This window comes from uncultured Caldilinea sp., from assembly GCF_937128415.1.
Classification (GTDB): Bacteria; Chloroflexota; Anaerolineae; order Caldilineales; family Caldilineaceae; genus Caldilinea.
On record NZ_CAKZMJ010000006.1, the window covers coordinates 44,914 to 62,607 of the forward strand.

Genomic DNA, 17,694 nt, shown 5'->3' on the forward strand with positions numbered 1-17,694 from the left:
CATCTTAGCTCCAAACGGTGTTCGCCCAGGCATGGATTCGCTCCCAATCCCGATTGTCTTCCTCAACCGCCCCGACCATCTTCGCAATGAACCGGTCGAGGAACGAGAGGCGGCTGAAGTCCATCTTGCCCTCAAAATAGACCGTCTCGGCCTCGTTCAACAGCGGCAGCACGCTGTTCACGTAGGCGGCGCGTGCGGTTTGGCTGGCTTCGTCGTCGCCTGTGTTGAGCATGTGCACGGTGAAGAGCGCCACGGGCAGCGCACGGAGCGCAGCCTGGTTCGCCTGGACGAAGTTCACGGCCTCGGGCAGCCAGGCGCCCATGCGAACGGCGCTGCCCAGCACGACAGCGGCGCACCCGTCCAGGCTGGGCTTCTCCTTCACCGGCCGAACATCCACGGCGTAGCCGCGGGCGGTCAGCGTTTCTGCTATGGCCTGCGCAATTTCGGCGGTGGAGCCGGCGCGAGTGGCGTAGGCGACAAGAATACGTTTCTTCATCGACGTCTCTCCTTCCAGAACGATCTCAGGGTAGTCGAATGCCGGCGTGCGGGTGGCTGCGACGCCCAGGCCGACGCCGGCCAGCGCCACGCCTGCAGCCGTCACACCGGCGGCTTTGATGAAAGTGCGGCGGGTCAGGGCTTGAGATGACATCCTTGCTCCTTGCTGAAACATACACTGCATAGCCGACGAATTGTCAGCTTTCCAGAGACAAAACAACATAGCCCAGGCTGTGCAGATGGCGAACCAAACCGACGATCCCGGCCTGGTCCGTGTGGATGTTCGACAGCCGCGTGGCGTCGCCATCCCAGGTCATTTTGGTTGCCGCCGGGCAATAGGCTGCGACAAATTCCTCATCCACCTGGCCTCGAACGACGATGCTGTAGACTCTTCTGTCGCCGGCGCCGGTTTTTGCATTCATGGTCCTGCTCCTTTCCATTTCATCTTCAGTGTACGCCCGCCCAAATAAAAACGGACTACATGGCCATGTAGTCCGTCCGGTGAAAAAGATGGAGTTGCGTCGACTAAAGCAAACCCAGCTCCTGCGCCTGCCGTACAGCCTGGGTGCGGCGGTTCACCCCTAGCTTGCCGTAGATTTCCTTGACGTGAAAGCGCACCGTGTTGAGGCTGACGACCAACCGTTCCGCAATCTCGGCGTAGGTAAGACCCTCGGCCAGCAGCCGCAGCACCTCTGTCTCTCGCGCGCTTAACGGCTCAAACAGGGCATCGCCCCATTGCGCTTCTGTCCTTTCGGGAGCGAGCGAGGCCATCGCTTTTTCTTGTAAAGAAGGATGCCGGGCGGCGGGTATGACATGGGCCAGCCAGGAGGGAGGCCCCAGCTGTTGCAACAACGCGGCAAGGGTTGGGCCTTCATCCAGGAAAACGCGCACAAAGCCTTCCGGCTCGGCCAGCGCCAGCGCTCGTCGAAGGTGGGCTGCTGCACGGGATGGCGGATCCGCTTCGAGCTGCGCCGCCAGAAGAAGCGCCTGGATCAGCGCAGCCTGGCGGCCGCCCGCTTCGGCGGCGGCAATGATGCGTTGCGCCAGGTCGGCGGTCCGGGCATCGCCTCGCACCAGGAACAGCCGCAGCCAGGCCAGATGCAGCGCCTCGGTGTGATCGTTGACCGGAGCGTCAGGATCGAGGCCGCCGGCCCGCAAGCGCATTTCGGCTGTGGCTGCGTCTCCTTGCGCCAGCGCCAGGCCAACCTGACGAGCGATCAGTTCAGGTCGGACCCAACCCGGCGCCCCTTGCGCCAGCAATGCTGCAGCTTCGTCCAGACAACGGCTGGCCTCCTCCAGTGCTCCTGCGGCCTGAAAAAGACGCGCCAGCGCGCACAGGGTGTAGATCGTCGAGGCGTTGTGACCGGCCAGGGCGCTTAGCCGGACGCCCCGCTCCAGGTGGTCTTGCGCCGCCTGCAGGTCATTCCATTCGTAGTAGACCCGCCCTAATGCGCCGTGTAAAGCGCCGAGAATGGGCGGCGCCGTATGCGCTTCTGTGAGGCGTTGGATGGCTTCTGCAGCGACGCTGGCCGCCAGGCGCAGCCGCCCATACTGCGTCGCCATCAAGGCCAGGTGCGCAGTGGCGAGCGTCTCCGTCACGCGATCGCCTGCGTTCCGGCTGGCCTGAATCGCCCTCCGCAGCGCTGTTTCACTGCGCTCGAAGTTGGCAAGTTGCCGATACGCTCCCCCCAGCGCCAGGCTGGCCAGCCCGATGACGCGCAAATCTTTCGAGGGGACGATCTCCAACGCCTGGTGGGCGGCCTCAATCGCCTCCGCATGGCGTCCGCCAGCTTGAAGCCAGTTGGCTCGCAGCGCAAGCCACTCGGCCCGCCCGGCGACCTGTTCATCCGAGTCGCCGACGGTCAGGGACGCTTCCGCCTGCTCTAACAGCGGCTCCACCTGCTCCAACGCGCCGCGCAGCAGGCGCATCCAGCCGAAGTCCAAGGTGAGGCGCAGGCTTCGGCTGCGATGCTCTGGGGGCAGCGCATGCCACCACGCCTCCAGCTTGCGCGCGTAGCCCTGATTCAGCAGCGCCCAGGCGGAGCGCTCCAGCCATTCGACGACCCGGTGGTAATCGCCTGCGGCCAGGGCGTGATCGATGGCGGTGGCGGGCGAATTGTGCGCCGCATGCCACAGGCCGGCCCGGCGATGCAGCTCGGCCATCTGCTCTGGGCTGCGCCGACGCAGCTGGCTCTGCAACAGCCCGGCGAAGAGGCGATGATAGCGGTACCAGCGCGCCTCATCGTCTTCGGAGATGAGGAAGAGATTGGCGGTGAACAGTCGCTCCAACAGCGCTGCGCTGTTGCGGCGTCCGGTGACTGCGTCGCAGAGGTCGCCGGTGAGCCGATCCAGGATCGAGGTCTGCAACAGGAACTCCTGCACATCGCCCGGCTGGCGCGCCAGCACCTCTTCGGTCAGGTAGCTGAGAATAAAGCGATGCGAGCCGCTGAGGGTTTGGACGAACGTAGATGGGTCGGAGCGCCCCTGCAACGACAGACCTGCCAGGTGCAGGCCGGCGACCCAGCCTTCGGTGCGCTCGGCCAGGTGGGCCAGGTCGGGATCGGTTAAGCTCAGTCCCATGCCGTCGCGCAGGAGGGCGGCCGCCTCCGCCTGCGAGAAGCGCAGGTCGGCTGCCCGCACCTCGGTCAGTTGATTGCGGGCGCGCAGCCTGGCCAGGGGCAGGGCCGGGTCCTCACGCGTCACCAGCGCCAGGCGGAGGCCGGTGGGCTGATGCATCAGCAGGTTCTCTAGAAGAGCCAGGATGAAGGGATCCTGGATCACGTGGAAGTCGTCCAGGATGCAGAGGATCGGCCCTGCCTCGACTGCAGCCAGGTCATTGAGAAGCGCGGCGGCCAGCGCCGCCGGCGGCGGTGGCTGACCGGCGGCCAGCACAGGAGTCAATTCTGCGCCGAGGGAAGGCGCCGCCGTTTGCAGCGCCGCCACGAAGTATGTGCAAAAGCGCAATGGGTCGTCATCAGCCTCGTCCAGGGAGAGCCAGGCCACGGGATGGTTCACCTGCGCCGCCCACTGCACGGCCAGCGTGGTCTTGCCGTAGCCCGCCGGCGCCGCGATCAGCGTCAGCAGGCGTCCTGCCGCCAGCCCTTCGTTCAGCCTTGCGATCAATCCCGGGCGGGCCACAGCGCGCGCAGGAGCGATCGGGCGCCGCAGCCTGGCGACGACGAGGTGAGGTTGAGGCGGGGTGATCATGAGCGAAGTATACCTGGGCCGCCACCGCCGGAGCAAACCTGTGAGGGATCGGTCTTTGGGTCTTTATAGAAGTTCCGCAGTTGATTGAAGGTTTCCCGTAGAATACGACTTTCCGGGAAGCTGATGAAATTTAACAAACCATTGGGGCAACCTGCAGGCGCAGCTCATAGCTGCGCTTCCTCAAATTCTCCAAGACCTTGCGGTCTGCCGAGCACTGGGAAACGGAAAAACGGTTGGTTCCCGGCTTGGGCTTCAACTCTGCAGCAGTTGTGAAGATCGGCCAGCTATTCTCCAGGTGCTTGATGTAGTTCTTGACCGTGTTGACGCTGCCCAGCCAGAGCTGCTCCTTGAGCTTGTTGAAAGACACCAGCCCCGCCGGATTGCTCATCAGATAAAAGGCCAACTCCTTCAGCGGCCGTACGTCCTCGATGCGGTGGCGCGTGGCAATGTCGCGGTAGAGCACGTCGTCGTAGAGGGTGCGCGCCAGCGGCAACTCAGGGTGCTTGAACAGCTCGGGAACGCCGCCCAGGCGCATGTATTCGGCCAGGGCGCCCTGCAAGCGGCCGCTTCCACCGTCGTGAGCCGCGTCAGGTCGGGCAGTGCGTAGCCGCGAAAGCGCAGAAACTCGACGAAGGAGAAGGGGAACAGCTCCACCGGCGCGTAGCGGCCGCTCAGCCGCGAGCCCAGCTCGCGGCTGAGCAGTGAGGCGTTGGAGCCGGTGCGGGACGCCCAACGGTTTTCAGTCACGCTGCAATCATACACTCAAACGATTTCATTGCTAATGAAATCATGGCGGATACGCCTTCAGTCCGGCGCGGCAGCCTGATACGACTGGCGCAAGGCGCGTTCCGTTGTTAACTTGTCGTAGCCGCGTTTTCCCGGCCAGGTGTGCAGCACGTCCGACTCGACGTTGTGGTTGTCGGGCCGGTCGCTCCAGTTCCCCAGGTATATGGAGCCGAGTTGGTCGTACAGCAGGCGGATGACGCAATCCTGAACGAGGCGCTTGCGTTGACCGACGGTGGTCATACTGTCTCCTTCGCCGCAAGATTGTTCTGAAGTTCAGTCACAAACTCAGAAGCTCCCTTTTTAAATATCTGGCCGTTATTGTTCTGATACCATCCCGAATAGAGCAAGAACACCTTCTTTTTTGCGCGCGTGAGGCCCACATAGAATAATCGGCGCGCCTCTGCTTTCTCCTCACTGGAGTCGCTTCTCCAATTAGGTAGACGTCCCTGTTCCAGGCCCATCATGATCACGACTTCAAACTCGCGGCCCTTTGCCTGATGAAGAGTGATCAAATTCAGATGCTCCTCGCTTCCTCTCTGTCCGGCGAAGTCAGGCAGTGTGATACCGGACAGAGCGCCCTGGCTGTCACAAGCCTGTTGCAATTTACACAGCGCCTCGAAATCATCCTGATACTCACAGTTCTTAAAGAACACAAACTGCAGACACTCTTCATGAAGGCCAGAAATCCATTCCTGCAAGGATATCGGAGGCCGCTCATCGGTTTGTCTGTGTCGCCACAAGAAACTCACCAGCTTGCTGCGACTTTCTGTTGGAAGGCCTGGAGCATCGCCAGCAAACTCGCTCCAAATACGAAGTAAGTCTGATAAACGAGGATCTCCTCTTTTCCAACCCTCTACGCACCAAATGGCGCAGTCCTCCAACCAACGCGTGAGGCGTGTTTTGGGATAAGGCGCATTCCGATCAATGCGAATGAATTTGAGATGTGCGTTTTGGGCAGCCGTAGCAATAATGTCACCGTCGTTTTTGTCCACATACAAGACCGCTATATCACCGAGCTTGCAACCCGCTGCGGTCAGTTCTGTTATTATCTTCTCACAGATCAAACGAGCTTGCTCTGAAAGACCTTCGGGTATGCACCGGAAACAGATTTCTCCCTGGTGGGCACCGTCTTGCGGTCTGGTTATCCCAGACTGACCAATGACTTGCTGCGAAGCTTCAACAATGCGTGGGCCGGACCGATAATTGAGATGTAGTTCGAATTTTGCAACAGCGCTCCTCTGAGCCAGGTCCAACAGTAGATCGGGCCTGGCGCCGTTGAACCCGTAGATAGACTGATTGGGATCACCCACTGCCAACAGGCGTATGCCTGCTTTGAAGCACAAGATTTCGACCAAGCGGTGTAGCGGTAGACCCAAGTCCTGATACTCGTCAACCACCAGAACAGGATAGCGAGCCTTGAGCAGCTTTTGCGCCCACATGTTTTCCTGCACAATCTTCAATCCCAGCAGGGTCATGTCGTCAAAGTCAAGCAAGCCACTTTTACGTAACTCTTCCTCGTAAGCTTCGACCAGGTTGCCTAACCCATTCTGCTGCCACTCAGGAGATCCTCTGTCAAGGCATGTGCGACGGTGACGATCCATCTCAACGCTGGAAGAGCTGGATTGACACCTGCTCCGAGCTTGCTCGAAACAAGTTGACCGGTCCTGTTCGCTTGCAATTTTGAGAGGGTCTGGCAGTAGGAGCCCTGCCAGTCTCGCATATGGCTTAACGATATTAACAAGGCAGAAGCTGTGCACTGTCCCAACAAAAAGGCGCCGATCACGACGAATGCCGAGTTTGTCAAGGCGACGTTCGATCTCCCGGACGCACTCGTTACTAAAGGTGATACATGCAATGCCGCGCGGCGGGCGCACATCTTCCTGCAGCATCCGCGCCAGCTTGAGCGTCAGGGTTCGGGTCTTACCCGTGCCGGGCCCGGCAAGTACGACGCAATTCCCTGTAGCGTCGTAGACCTGCTTCTGTTCCAAGTTTAGTTTTTCTGCTTCTTCTGAGAGCAGAGACCTATTGGCACTTAGCTGCGACATATTCAATAGCTTCACGGATATACGATGGACAGTGAACGGCTTTCACTCTGCTTGCCAGCCGTTGGGCAAATCGTCCCTTTCCGATTTCTTCGATGTCTTTCAGAAAACGTTCTTGATCTAGAGCACAGGGATCCTGTCTCCAGGTTTGTACGCGTGCCTTGGCCTCACGGTTCTCAGTCAATTCCTCCAGTACCGAACAAACCAGCTCAGAGGCTATGTCGAACAGATCAATTTCGAGTGTATGCTGATTGACAAATATCCCGCATGCTTTACCCATAGTCTCCCAGCCGTTTTCCAAGCCATCGCTGGCTTGCTGACCTTCTAGGCTGATGTGTTTAAGCAATCTCATTACACGGGATTTGCCAAGCGGTTCGCCACCATCTGCTCTCGGATCTCTATCCGTAATAACAGCAAACGGTATGTCAAAGCCTTGCTTGCCAAGCAGCTTTACGTATGGTATGAAATTGGTGCCCGATACCGAGCATACAGTTATGCCATACTCATCCAGCGGATATCCATGCAGACTGGCAAACGCCGGCACCAAGTACTCCTCAGCGGTTCCCTCTACCAGAATGACGCCGCGAGCGAAGAGGAGCTCGCCGCGATTGACGTCCAGGTAGCGTTCGAGGTCTGCAACTTCGTTTGCATCAAGTTTTAGAGCGCCAGCAGACAATCCGACAGTATGAGTATACTCGACACCATCCTCGTCCTTTTGCTTCTCTGCTTTGAGCAACACGATGGACGACAAGGGCGCCACACTGAGGATATGAGGCGAGTGTGTGGTAAGTAGGAGGGTTTGGGGCCGCCGTTCACCGCGTTTGTTGTCCGCCAGATGGGCACGAGGACTGAGAAAGTCACGATAGACCAGTCGTTGAAGATGCGGATGGAGGTGGGCTTCAGGCTCCTCGATGGCCAGGAATGTGTGGCTCCTTTCGTTGATTGCGACGAGCTGGTTAATTTGGATGGACAAGAGCGTGATGTAGAGCAGATTAGCAGACCCCAGACTGGCATCTCCTACTGTCCTCTTACCGCCGTCAATCAATAGCCGAATAGACTGCAAAAGCTTTTCGGGATCCGTGGCGGAAAAGCCCAGAGCTGTTTGCAACGCCTGGCGCTCACCGACGAAATCTTTGATGGTCTTGTAAACCTCTTTTTCGAGCGCTCGGAGAGGTTTTTGTTGAGGGTCGTCTTTATGCGGTATATCTAGCACAGCCCCGGTGGCCTCACGAACTTTCTCCGACACGGTCGTAAGATGATGGCGGTCTATCGCCTCAGTCGCCCGGTTGAGCAGGGGACGTAACGGAGAGCGTGTCCAGGCTGCCAGATCGCCCTCCGCATCGCGCAAAGCAGGCATCAGATCTAGTGGAATGCGTCGTCGCAACTCGTAGCCTATTCGGTTTTCCTCGCGGTCGCCACCGAAGACAAGAAACTCATAGTCGACTTCTGACGAAGGATCGTATTCTGGATTATTCACCTTCGGTCGAAACAGATAGGTCAAACACGTGCCACCAGGGGCTCAACCTCTACGATATGCTCGGCCAATATGGCTAACAAATCTTCGTCATCCTCAAAGTCCGTCAGATCAACCGATACCCGAATGACAGTATCCTTGGTCAAGTGCCCTTTCAATCCATCCCAGAAGTCCGTCTTTCTTAACTGGCGGACGCTGTCAGGAAGGGAGGGATCGAGCACCAGACGCAATGCGTGCAGGAGGTTTGTCTTGCCGACCTTGTTCTCGCCAACAATGACAAGTTGTTCGCCTGTTTTCACATCGAGATGTTTGAAGTTTCGGAAGTTTTCGACGCATATCCGACAAATCCTCACGGGAAGCAACCTCCTTTTATGACAGCCGGACCCGCCCTGTCAACAACTCCTGCATTATCCCCTGTTTGATTGCTTGCACCTTGGCTCGCTGCCGCTCCCGCGTCACAATGGCCGCGTCTATATTCCGGCAGCACCCGGTGATGGCGCGCTGTTCTGGGAGGAGTGGGATAACAACCAGTAAACTGTTGAGGAGCTGTGTGTTGAGCAAAGGCATGGTCTGCCCAACCTACCACGCTTTGGACCCCCTCCTTGAATACTCATGTATGAAAGTAATAGCTGATAGACAAATCAAGTAAAATTTATACAACATAAAGAACTTACAATATAGGGGTATACCAAAAAACGCACTTTGTTCACACCAGAGCAGGTGAGTGAATTGCAGGTTGCCTATGATCAATGCAGGGAAGGCAACACCAAGATTCGTTTCCTGACTGTCCGCCTTTACGGCACAGGAAAGACGCCATCTGAAATTATGTCGAGCGTCGGTTGTAGTCGCAGCAGCCTGATGAACTGGAGTCGCAGTTACCAGCGATTTGGCATCGCCGGGCTGGTTGACAAACGGGCTGGCGGCAACTCGGCGAAACTACGTCCTGACCAAGTGGAGCATCTGGCGGCTCAACTCAAACGGTGCATGCCTGAACAACTGTTAGGAGACGAAGCCATATCTGCGCAGTTCTAGACCGTGAAAGACCTGGCTCGCTTGGTCGAACGAGATTATGCTGTCGTCTATGATAGTCCGACCTCCTACAGAACGCTCCGGAAACGGTGTGGCTTGAGCCGCCAGCGACCAGCCAAGCAGTGCAAGTCACGCAGCAAACTTAAGGTGCTGAGCTTTGAGGAAACGCTTGAAAAAACTGACGGACACGGCCCAAGAGGTGTCCAGATTGTGCGGCATCAACGCGGTCAGACGCTGATTGTCAAAGTCGACCCCAGCCGCAAGTCGGTTCACTTCTAGGGTGCGCTCAATCTTCGCAGCGGTCAAATGCCGCAAAGGCCGCCTCTATCGCCTGGGCGACCCGGCTGGCGGCCTCGGGGGAAACCTGACGGGTGCACAGCCACCCTTCCATGGCAAAGGTCTGCGGATGTGGGGGCGGCGCGCAACACCCTTCCCCATAGACCGGTTCGATGACAACCCCATAAGTCAGCGCATCCACAACGGCGGCGAGGTCGAGGCCCACTTCGCCGACGAGCCAACATGGGTGGGCAACCCCAACCCGATGCCTTTGGCTGCGCTGACAGCGATGTGCACGCCGGTGAAGCTGCCCGGGCTGGTCGTCACCGCCAACGCAGTGGGTCGGTCGGCTTTACGTCGACGCTCGCCATCAGATGGAGAAGCAGGTTGAGGCGAGCAAGTTTGCCCCCTTGCAAGTTCAATCGTTTCGTTGCGCCACCACAAACAGATTTAAATTCCCCTCCTTGCCGTCGGCCCGAAAGCGCTCTATGATATGCAGCCCACAGGCGGCCAGGAGTTCCTCGAGCTCTGTCAGGTCGAGGTGGTGGACGTAACGCACGGCGTGCACGCCCTGGTTCCAGGGCAGGAGCGCGTCGCCGGGTTCGACGTCCGCCTCGCTCAGCCCGACTTCGCTCCAGGGCAACGTGCGTTCAAGAAAGCGTGAGGCGCTGAGAAACTGCCAGGTCGAAAGCGTCAGCAGCCCTCGAGGCGCCAGCAGGCTCGCCATCTCCTGCACCAGCCGTTGGCGCAGGGCGCGGCCCGGAAAGTGATGCAACACCGCCAAAGAAACAACAGCGTCGTAGGGGGCCTCCGTCGCAGCCTTCACCCATTCGGGCTGGGCCAGATCGGCGGGTGCAAAGCGGCAGGAAAGCCCTTCCAACCTGCACGTTTGCTCCATCGCCAGCGCCAGCAGGCGTTGGTCGGCGTCGAGACCGGTGTATCGGCCCACGACGCCTGCCTCGGCCAGGGCGCGCGCAAAACGTCCGTTGCCGCAACCCACGTCGAGCACCCGCGCGGGCGACGGCAACCGCTCGCTCAGCAGGTGCGCCAGCCGACGCATGCCTTCCGGAATCCCCTGACGGGTGCGATCAAACTCCTCGGCGACGGTCGCATAAAACCGGCGGTTCAGCTCGAGCAGTTGCTGCTGGACTTCCGAACGCATGGCCAAAGAATTCAACGCAGAGCCGCAAAAAAGAACAAAAATGCGTGGCGTCGTCCAGGCATGATGGCTGCCTAGAAAGGCAGCCGCCACACAAAGTTCACAACGTTCGTGGGCGGGACGAAGAAAAGCCGATCGACGCCCATCGCCAGAAAGAGCAGGGCAAGATAGAGCAGGCTATATTTGTACAGACGCCACACTGCTGCGTTGGTCGGTTTGCGCCAGATGTCGACCGCCTGTCCCAGAAAAATTCCGTTGAGGATCAGCGCCAACACAAGGTAGACCGGCCCCAACAATTGCAGAAAGACCGGCAGCACGCTGATCAAAAAAAGCAGGATCGAATAGAGCAGGATTTGACGATGCGTCTCCCGTTCGCCGGCGATGACGGGCAGCATGGGGACTCCGGCCGCCCGATATTCCTTCTGTCGCATCAGCGCCAACGCCCAAAAGTGCGGCGGCGTCCAATAGAAGACGATCATCACCATCAACAGGGGAAGCAGCGAAATCTCATTGGCGACCGCCGCCCAGCCCACCAGCGGCGGCACTGCGCCCGCAAGGCCGCCGACCACGATGTTCTGCGTGCTCGAACGCTTCAACAAAAGCGTATACACAAAGACGTAAAAGAGCAATCCAAACAGTGCAATCAACGCAGAGAGGAGATTGACCTTCCACCAAAGCACCCAAAAGCTTAACGCGCCGAGCAAGACGCCAAAAATCAACACCTGCGCCGGCTTCATGCGCCCGCTGGGCAGCGGGCGACGTCGCGTGCGCACCATCACATGGTCGATGTCGCGGTCGACGAACTGATTGAGCGCATTGGCGCCCCCTGCTGCGAGAAATCCCCCCACCATCGTCCAGAGGATCAGCCAGCCGTCGGGCGCCGTTGGCCCGGCCAGAAACATCGGCACAAAGGTGGTGACCAGCAACAACAGAATAATGCGCGGCTTGGTCAGCATGATATAGTCGCCGATCGCCAATCGCACCAGCGCCTGCTCGCGCGTCAATTCGGGCTCGGATGGAGCGCTTTCTTTAACAGTTGTGCTCTTAATCATGCAGGCAAATTCACTTTGTATGATGATTTTTTGATGTTGGACGCATGCAAAACGGCGATGACTTCACTGTTCGCCGACCTCACGCAGCTTTTGACGGAGCTGCAGAGGCGGACGCCTCGACGACGCCGTCGTCTGCTTTCGTCACCTGTTCGGCGACGCGATGCTCATTGACGTCACGCGCGTGTGCGGAAAGCGGGAAGACGTCGGCCGAGCGCTCCCCCAGCCTTGCCTGGCGCTCCTTGAAGCGCACGAACATCACATAGCCGAAACCGGCGATGACGGCGAATGAAAACCATTGCACGGCGTAGCTCATGTGGGTGGTGGCGTCGAGCGCCATCGGCTCTTCGCGCACCGGCAGTCGGTCGATCGGGCGCGCAGGCTCGGGCAGTTGTTGAATCCACACCGGCTCCAGCGAATAGGGCATCTGCGCCTGAATGGCCGCAATGTCAATCCGATACCATTCTCGCTGAGCGCTGTCCGCTGCGACAGAGATTTGTCCGTTCGGCGCCGCCTGCGAGGGGCGGATCAGGCCGATCATCGGCGCGCCCGCCGGCTCCTCCAGTTCGGGCCAGAAGCGCGGATCGGCGCGGTCGGCGGGAACCCAGCCGCGCGCCACCAGCACGGCGCGGTTGCCGTCCATGACAAACGGGGTGACCAGCACGACGCCCGCCGCATCCCGGTAGACCTGGCCTCTCAATACGATTTGATGGTCATAGTCAAAATAGCCGTCGGCCGTAACGCGGCGATATTCCATTTCCTTCAGATCGGCGGGCAGCGGCTCCCGGCTCAAGTTGAACGGTTCCTGCGCCCAACGTTGCGCAAGCAGCGCATTGTAGGCTCGCTTCTGCTCATAGCGATCGAGCTGCCAGAAACCCAGCCGCACAAACAAAGCCATCACGGCGATTACGATGAGCGTGAAGACAATCCATTTCTTGCTGAAAAGCTTGAGAAGAACCATACCTTATCCCTTGATCGGCAACGAAGGCTGCGCTGTGCGGCGCGCAACCGCTTGCGTTGCACGTCGACGCGCAGCCTGCCACAAGCCAAATGCGATGACCACCGCCGCCAGTGTCGCTCCCGCCCACAGCAGCCACGGGGCGGAGGCAGCCGGCTCGACCGCCATAGTGAACGCAACGACGCCGACGCCCTCGGCCCCGCGCGCTTCCACCTCGATGCGCCACAAGCCGTCGCCTGGAAATTTGTGGTCGAGTTCGTAGAAGCCGGTCGCGACTGCGCTCACCGGCTGCGCCGGCAAAGTCAACGTCTGCTCTGGCTGCGTCTCCGAGGTCAGCCGGATCATCACCTGAGCGTCGGCGACCGGAAAGACCTGACCGGCGGCGTCCACTCGAGTGACGGCGACGGTGATGTGCGCAACTTCACCGGCGCGCCAGGGATCGGGCGTGGTCCACGCAAAAAGGCGGTAGGGGCCGGCGGGGGCGTCGACGACTTGCGGCGTCCCGCCGCCATGCGCAGCCGCCGGCGTCACGCTAACTGCGATCATCAACCAGACTGAGGCAAGCATGAGGACAATTCGATGCACCTGTCCCAGGCCACCATCCAGGCGCCTCATCCCGCCACCTCCACTTTCTCTATCCGGTGTTCGGAAAGAGGCTTTTGTGCACTCCCGGCCGCCTCGGTTTCTTTCTGTTTGCGCTTGCGCTCCTTCAACGACATCACGCCGAGCATGATGACGGCGACGTTGATCATCATTTCGCTGCTCCACACCCACATCACAGCGCCGCCGATCATCTGGTCCTGAAGCGCGGACATCCCATAAAGCCTTGGGACGGTGTTGTAGTGGGCGTAGATCACCTCAGGAGAATTGGCGATGGCGAAGCCGGCGATGGCGTTGGGCGGAACAAAGGCGAGCACGAAAAGAATCCGTCCCCAGTAAGGCATGCTCTTATGAAGCCGCGGCGCGCCGTTGACAACCGGCCACCAGAAGAGCATGGCGGTCAGGAAGAAGGTGAGATGCTCCAGGTTGTGCACCCAATCCACGCGCAGCGCCAGATCGTAAAGAAACGGATCGTGCCAGGCAAGGTACGTGAAGGTGAAGACAAGCCAGCAGATGCCCGGCGCGCTGATCGCCTTCAGCCCGGCGCGCAACCACGTGTCGCCTGCGATGCCGGCGGTCACAAAGCGGCGCACGGAAAGGGGCAGCCCCCAAAGGGCCACCGGATACGGGTTGCCCAGCCAGATCAACGGGGCAGAGACCATCACCAGAATCTTGTGCTGCACCATGTGCATGGTCAGCAGCTGCGTGCTCAGCCAGTCGATCGGCGACATCAGCGCCAGTGCGACTGAACCCAGTCCCAGGTAATACAGGACCAGCCGCCACTTGCTGGCGACCTTCTGCGTCTTGCTCTGGCGTCGCAGGCGCACCCATCCGAGCGCATAGAGCGAGCCGAAGAGCGCCAGCGGGATCAGCACCTCCCACCGCAGCTCCCAGGGCCCCAAAAGCGCTCTCACCAGTGGATGCATCATTCAACCTCGCAACAGACAGAAAATGCGCAATGTATGTTCAGGCCAACGCCCTTCATACATTGCGCATTATACACCTGTCTCTGTGCAAAAAACGTTATCAATGCGACAAATGCACTGCGTTGCCGATCAGGTAGAGCGCCGGGTAGAAGAAAATCCACACGACGTCGACGTAGTGCCAGTAGATGGCGCAAGACTCCACGCCCCAGTGTCGTTGCGGCGAGAAGTGTCCCTTGCGCGCCAGGTTCCAGACGATGAAGATGAAGACGATGCCCGAGACCACATGGAGGGCGTGCATGCCGGTCATGGCGAAGACTACGGCGCCGTATTTGTCGCCCCACGGAGTCAGGTGCCCCTGATAGATGGCCGGAATCAACCCCCACTCGAAGATCACGACGCCGCCCAGGAAGACCAGGCCGAAGAAGGCCGTGAGCAAGATGAAGATTGAGAAAAGTTGCCGATTGCCCTTCTCCATGGCGGTCTCCGCCAGACGCATAGAGACCGAACTCAACAACAGCACGGAAGTGACGATCAAGCCGATGGCCTGGTCAAGCTCTGGCCGGGTGTTGCCCCAGAGGTAGAAGCGGGTGGCCAACAGCCCGCCGAACAGAAACGCCTCTGAGATGAAGAAGAGCCAGAGCCCCAGGCGATTCCTGCGCAGCTGGACGGCGTAATCGTCGTGAGCCTCGTGATGGGCGGCGACAGCGTGGACGCCGGTCGTAATCGCAGCCATAGATCAATGCTCCTCTTCCGTCTTCCAGAGACGACTGACATGCATGAAGAAGTAGACGACCAGGATCGCCTTCAGCGCTGCAACCAGCAAGAGGAGCGCAGCGCCGACGTGCCAGAGCCCCATGTAGTATTCGATGACCGTCAGCACCGCCAGTATGATCCCGATCAGAACTACAAAGCCATACCCTTGTTTCGACATAGCGCTGTTTCCTTCTCAAATCGTCTTATACACAACGGTGAATCAGTCGTCCCCTGCGCCCGCCATCGCTACATAGGTGGAGCCGGCCAGACCGTAGTCGTATGGCTCGCCCACGACCGTGATCGGCCGCGCGTAGCTGTGCTCCGGAACCGGCGAAGGAATCTGCCATTCCGGCGAGCGCGAGCGCCACGGATTGTTGCCCGCCAATGCACCGACTTCGGCGCTGGTGAAGAGGTTGTAGATCATCAGCAAGATGGAGAAGGCGATGACAAAACCGGCGATCGTGATCAACATGTGCACCGGCTCCACGCCGAGCGCCGGATCGTAGTCGGCGATGCGACGGCGCATGCCCATCGTGCCGGCCGTCATCTGCGCCAGGCTCATCACCCAGAAGCCGGGCGTCATCAGCCAGAAGTGAATCTTGCCGAGCGTCTCGTTGTACATGCGCCCTGTGATCTTGGGATACCAGTAGTAGATGGCGGCGAAGAACGGGAAGACGAAGCCGCCGAAGATCGTGGCGTGGAAGTGGCCGACCACGAAATACGAGTCATGCAGGAAAAGGTCGGTCGCCGCCGTCGCCAGGATGGGGCCGCTCAGGCCGCCGATCAGGAAGACCGAAATGGCGCCGAGCGTGAAGAGCATCGGGGTCGGGAAGGTCAGGCGACCACCCCAGAGCGTGCCCAGCCAACTGAAGAACTTGACGCCGGTCGGCACGGCCACCAGCAGCGTCGAAATCATGAAGACCACGCGCAGGTATTCGCCGTAGCCGGAGGTGAACATATGGTGCCCCCAGACCAGGAAACCGACCAACGCAATCGCCAGGCTGGAGAGCGCAATCCAGCGGTAGCCAAAGAGCGGCTTGCGGGCGAAGACCGGCAACAGCTCGCTGATGATGCCCAGGCCGGGAAGCACGAAGACATACACCGCCGGATGCGAGTAGAACCAGAAAAGATGCTGGAAGAGCAGCGGCTGGCCGCCGATATTCTCGCCCAACGCATTGTAGAGCGGATTGAAGAACGGCATGCCCAGCGTGCGCTCGAAAGAGAGCATCAGGAAGGCCAAACCGATCAGCTGCGTGGCGGTGAGCTGAATGATGCTCGTCGCCAGGATGGCCCAGCAGAAGATCGGCATGCGGAAAAGCGTCATGCCCTTGGGGCGCATCGTCAGCATCGTGACGATCAGGTTCAACGAACCCAGGATCGATGATAGACCGATGCCGAAGATGGCCCAAAAGACCATTTGATAGCCGACCGGCCCGCGCAGGCTCAGCGGCGGGTAGGCCGTCCAGCCCGAGTCCCAGCCGAACAACATGCTGATCATCAGCGTGATGATGGCCGGCACGTTGATCCAGTAGGCGAAAGCGTTGAGGCGAGGGAACGCCATGTCCTCGGCGCCGATCATGAGCGGCACCAGATAGTTGGCCATGCCGCCGACGCCGAGCAAAATCGAAGCCAGCGCCACCCAGGCGTGCATGCTCAGAAACGTGTTATAGGTGCCCGGCTGCAGGAAGGAGATGCCGGAGTCGGCCAGCTCCGCCCGAAAGACCAGTGCAAAGCTGCCGCCGATGATCAACAGCAGGAAGCCGGTGACGCCGTATTGAATGCCGATCACCTTGTGGTTGTAATCGACGCTGAAATAGCGCGTCCAGGCCGGTTTGCCGACCGGCGGGCCGTGGTGAAAAGGTGTCTCAACGCCACGCGTCCATTTGAGCCAGTCGGTCATGGAGCCGACGGCCAACATGAACCCGATCGTGGCAAAAACGATGCCGCCGACCCATCCCGCTTCCTGATCCCAGGCCGACATGCCCAGCGCAAGTCGCGAGATCATCACGACGGCCATCCCGATCACAAGACCGACGAAGTAGCCAATGATGCCTCGAACCAATCCCAAAGAAGTGAGTTGCATAGGTTGATTCCCCCTGTCTGCGGATGTTCAACAAAAACTAGCGGCTGGCCGTCTGGATATTCTGTTCCACCAGCTTCTGATTCATCCAGGCGATATATTCATCTTCGGGCACGACGCGCACCTTCGCCACCATGCTCCAGTGCGAGAGGCCGCACAACTCGGCGCAGACGATCTGGAATTCACCGACTTTGGTTGGCGTGATGTGTATGCGCGTGGTCATGCCCGGGACCAGATCCTGCTTTGGACCCCACTCCACCACCCAGAAGGAGTGAATGACGTCGGTCGCCCGCAGCGAAATCAAGGCCGGCTTGTTGACCGGCAGCACCATCTCCTGACTGACGACGCCATTGGGATAGTTGAACGTCCAAGACCACTGAAAACCAACCGCTTCCACCTGCACCTCGTCGCCTCCTCGGGTGGCGTCGCGCAGGGTCTGAAAACCGATAAAGGAGAAAATCACGACGAGGATCAGAGGAATGACCGTCCATGCCACTTCCAGTGTTGTATTGCCTTCAAAGTGTTCGCCTTCAGAGTCGTCGCCTTTGCGCTTGCGGAAGACAATCAGCGCATACAACATAAAGACAACAACGAGTGCGAAGAGAAACGCAATCAACCAGACGTGCAACTGGAACAGCCATCGAATCGGCTCGGCCTGCACCGAATGCTGCGCCTTGACCGGCAGAATCGCCAGCAGGAAAAAGCCCAACGCAATCGTGGCGATCACCACTAATGCCCCAACAATCACAAAATGCTTACGGTCGGTGGAAGATTGCGGCAATTTCAGCATACGTTCCCTCTTGTAATCCTCAACGCGATTCGAGCGCTTCGCAGGCGTATCAACACACTCTGCAGATGCG

20 protein-coding genes and 1 pseudogene are annotated in these 17,694 nt (G+C 59.4%); 3 read left to right on the forward strand and 18 right to left on the reverse strand.

What is annotated here, in order from left to right; all coding sequences use genetic code 11:
- Nucleotides 1-4: 4 nt before the first annotated feature.
- The 9 genes and pseudogenes from Q0367_RS00560 to Q0367_RS00595 form a co-directional block, all read right to left on the reverse strand.
- Nucleotides 5-649, reverse strand: coding sequence for a flavodoxin domain-containing protein (locus tag Q0367_RS00560; RefSeq protein WP_297639480.1), 645 nt, complete (start codon nucleotides 647-649; stop codon nucleotides 5-7).
- A gap of 43 nt (nucleotides 650-692) precedes the next feature.
- Complete coding sequence (locus tag Q0367_RS00565) at nucleotides 693-917, reverse strand: hypothetical protein (RefSeq protein ID WP_297639482.1); 225 nt, start codon at nucleotides 915-917, stop codon at nucleotides 693-695.
- A gap of 103 nt (nucleotides 918-1,020) precedes the next feature.
- Nucleotides 1,021-3,702, reverse strand: a complete 2,682-nt coding sequence (locus Q0367_RS00570; protein WP_298980599.1) for a LuxR C-terminal-related transcriptional regulator — start codon at nucleotides 3,700-3,702, stop codon at nucleotides 1,021-1,023.
- A 130-nt stretch (nucleotides 3,703-3,832) separates the two neighbouring features.
- Complete coding sequence (locus Q0367_RS00575; protein ID WP_298980601.1) at nucleotides 3,833-4,261, reverse strand: hypothetical protein; 429 nt, start codon at nucleotides 4,259-4,261, stop codon at nucleotides 3,833-3,835.
- 71 nt (nucleotides 4,262-4,332) lie between these two features.
- Nucleotides 4,333-4,464, reverse strand: a pseudogene (locus tag Q0367_RS21000) (AAA family ATPase); the annotation flags it as partial.
- Between the two features lie 42 nt (nucleotides 4,465-4,506).
- Nucleotides 4,507-4,728: a hypothetical protein gene (locus tag Q0367_RS00580; RefSeq protein ID WP_298980603.1), complete on the reverse strand. Its 222-nt coding sequence runs from the start codon at nucleotides 4,726-4,728 to the stop codon at nucleotides 4,507-4,509.
- On the reverse strand, nucleotides 4,725-6,533 hold the full coding sequence (locus Q0367_RS00585) for an ATP-dependent helicase (RefSeq protein ID WP_298980604.1): 1,809 nt from the start codon (nucleotides 6,531-6,533) through the stop codon (nucleotides 4,725-4,727). Before Q0367_RS00585 ends, Q0367_RS00580 begins: the two co-directional genes overlap by 4 nt.
- The gene (locus tag Q0367_RS00590; protein WP_298980605.1) at nucleotides 6,511-8,031 is read right to left on the reverse strand and encodes an ATP-dependent endonuclease; all 1,521 of its coding nucleotides are present in this window, start codon (nucleotides 8,029-8,031) and stop codon (nucleotides 6,511-6,513) included. The genes Q0367_RS00585 and Q0367_RS00590 overlap by 23 nt, the downstream gene beginning before the upstream one ends.
- Nucleotides 8,028-8,303 (reverse strand): DUF2813 domain-containing protein, encoded by a 276-nt coding sequence (locus Q0367_RS00595; protein ID WP_363325815.1) that lies wholly within the window; start codon nucleotides 8,301-8,303, stop codon nucleotides 8,028-8,030. The genes Q0367_RS00590 and Q0367_RS00595 overlap by 4 nt, the downstream gene beginning before the upstream one ends.
- 403 nt (nucleotides 8,304-8,706) lie before the next feature.
- On the opposite strand from Q0367_RS00595, the gene Q0367_RS00600 reads away from it, so the two are divergent.
- From Q0367_RS00600 to Q0367_RS00605, 3 genes are read left to right on the forward strand one after another with little or no spacing between them, the layout of a single operon-like run.
- Nucleotides 8,707-9,036: a helix-turn-helix domain-containing protein gene (locus Q0367_RS00600; protein ID WP_298980607.1), complete on the forward strand. Its 330-nt coding sequence runs from the start codon at nucleotides 8,707-8,709 to the stop codon at nucleotides 9,034-9,036.
- A gap of 3 nt (nucleotides 9,037-9,039) precedes the next feature.
- The gene (locus Q0367_RS21005; RefSeq protein ID WP_363325816.1) at nucleotides 9,040-9,312 is read left to right on the forward strand and encodes a winged helix-turn-helix domain-containing protein; all 273 of its coding nucleotides are present in this window, start codon (nucleotides 9,040-9,042) and stop codon (nucleotides 9,310-9,312) included.
- A 1-nt stretch (nucleotide 9,313) separates the two neighbouring features.
- A complete protein-coding gene (locus Q0367_RS00605) occupies nucleotides 9,314-9,700 on the forward strand; it encodes a hypothetical protein (RefSeq protein WP_298980608.1) in 387 nt (128 codons plus the stop codon).
- 27 nt (nucleotides 9,701-9,727) lie between these two features.
- Here the strand turns inward: Q0367_RS00605 and Q0367_RS00610 are convergent, their stop codons facing one another.
- The 9 genes from Q0367_RS00610 to coxB form a co-directional block, all read right to left on the reverse strand.
- Nucleotides 9,728-10,471, reverse strand: a complete 744-nt coding sequence (locus Q0367_RS00610) for a bifunctional 2-polyprenyl-6-hydroxyphenol methylase/3-demethylubiquinol 3-O-methyltransferase UbiG (protein WP_298980609.1) — start codon at nucleotides 10,469-10,471, stop codon at nucleotides 9,728-9,730.
- Between the two features lie 71 nt (nucleotides 10,472-10,542).
- Nucleotides 10,543-11,520 carry a heme o synthase gene (locus Q0367_RS00615; protein WP_298980611.1) on the reverse strand — a complete coding sequence of 326 codons (978 nt, stop codon included), beginning with the start codon at nucleotides 11,518-11,520 and terminating at the stop codon, nucleotides 10,543-10,545.
- Between the two features lie 79 nt (nucleotides 11,521-11,599).
- Complete coding sequence (locus Q0367_RS00620; RefSeq protein ID WP_298980612.1) at nucleotides 11,600-12,478, reverse strand: SURF1 family protein; 879 nt, start codon at nucleotides 12,476-12,478, stop codon at nucleotides 11,600-11,602.
- Nucleotides 12,479-12,481: 3 nt separating this feature from the next.
- Entirely contained in the window at nucleotides 12,482-13,090 is a 609-nt protein-coding gene (locus Q0367_RS00625; protein WP_298980613.1) for a FixH family protein, read from the reverse strand.
- Complete coding sequence (locus Q0367_RS00630; protein ID WP_298980614.1) at nucleotides 13,087-14,004, reverse strand: cytochrome c oxidase assembly protein; 918 nt, start codon at nucleotides 14,002-14,004, stop codon at nucleotides 13,087-13,089. The genes Q0367_RS00625 and Q0367_RS00630 overlap by 4 nt, the downstream gene beginning before the upstream one ends.
- Before the next feature lie 97 nt (nucleotides 14,005-14,101).
- Nucleotides 14,102-14,734: a heme-copper oxidase subunit III gene (locus Q0367_RS00635; RefSeq protein ID WP_297639504.1), complete on the reverse strand. Its 633-nt coding sequence runs from the start codon at nucleotides 14,732-14,734 to the stop codon at nucleotides 14,102-14,104.
- Between the two features lie 3 nt (nucleotides 14,735-14,737).
- Complete coding sequence (locus Q0367_RS00640; protein ID WP_297639507.1) at nucleotides 14,738-14,932, reverse strand: cytochrome C oxidase subunit IV family protein; 195 nt, start codon at nucleotides 14,930-14,932, stop codon at nucleotides 14,738-14,740.
- Between the two features lie 42 nt (nucleotides 14,933-14,974).
- Nucleotides 14,975-16,837: a cbb3-type cytochrome c oxidase subunit I gene (locus Q0367_RS00645; RefSeq protein WP_298980615.1), complete on the reverse strand. Its 1,863-nt coding sequence runs from the start codon at nucleotides 16,835-16,837 to the stop codon at nucleotides 14,975-14,977.
- A 37-nt stretch (nucleotides 16,838-16,874) separates the two neighbouring features.
- Nucleotides 16,875-17,624: a cytochrome c oxidase subunit II gene (gene coxB, locus Q0367_RS00650; protein ID WP_297639513.1), complete on the reverse strand. Its 750-nt coding sequence runs from the start codon at nucleotides 17,622-17,624 to the stop codon at nucleotides 16,875-16,877.
- Between the last annotated feature and the right edge of the window lie 70 nt (nucleotides 17,625-17,694).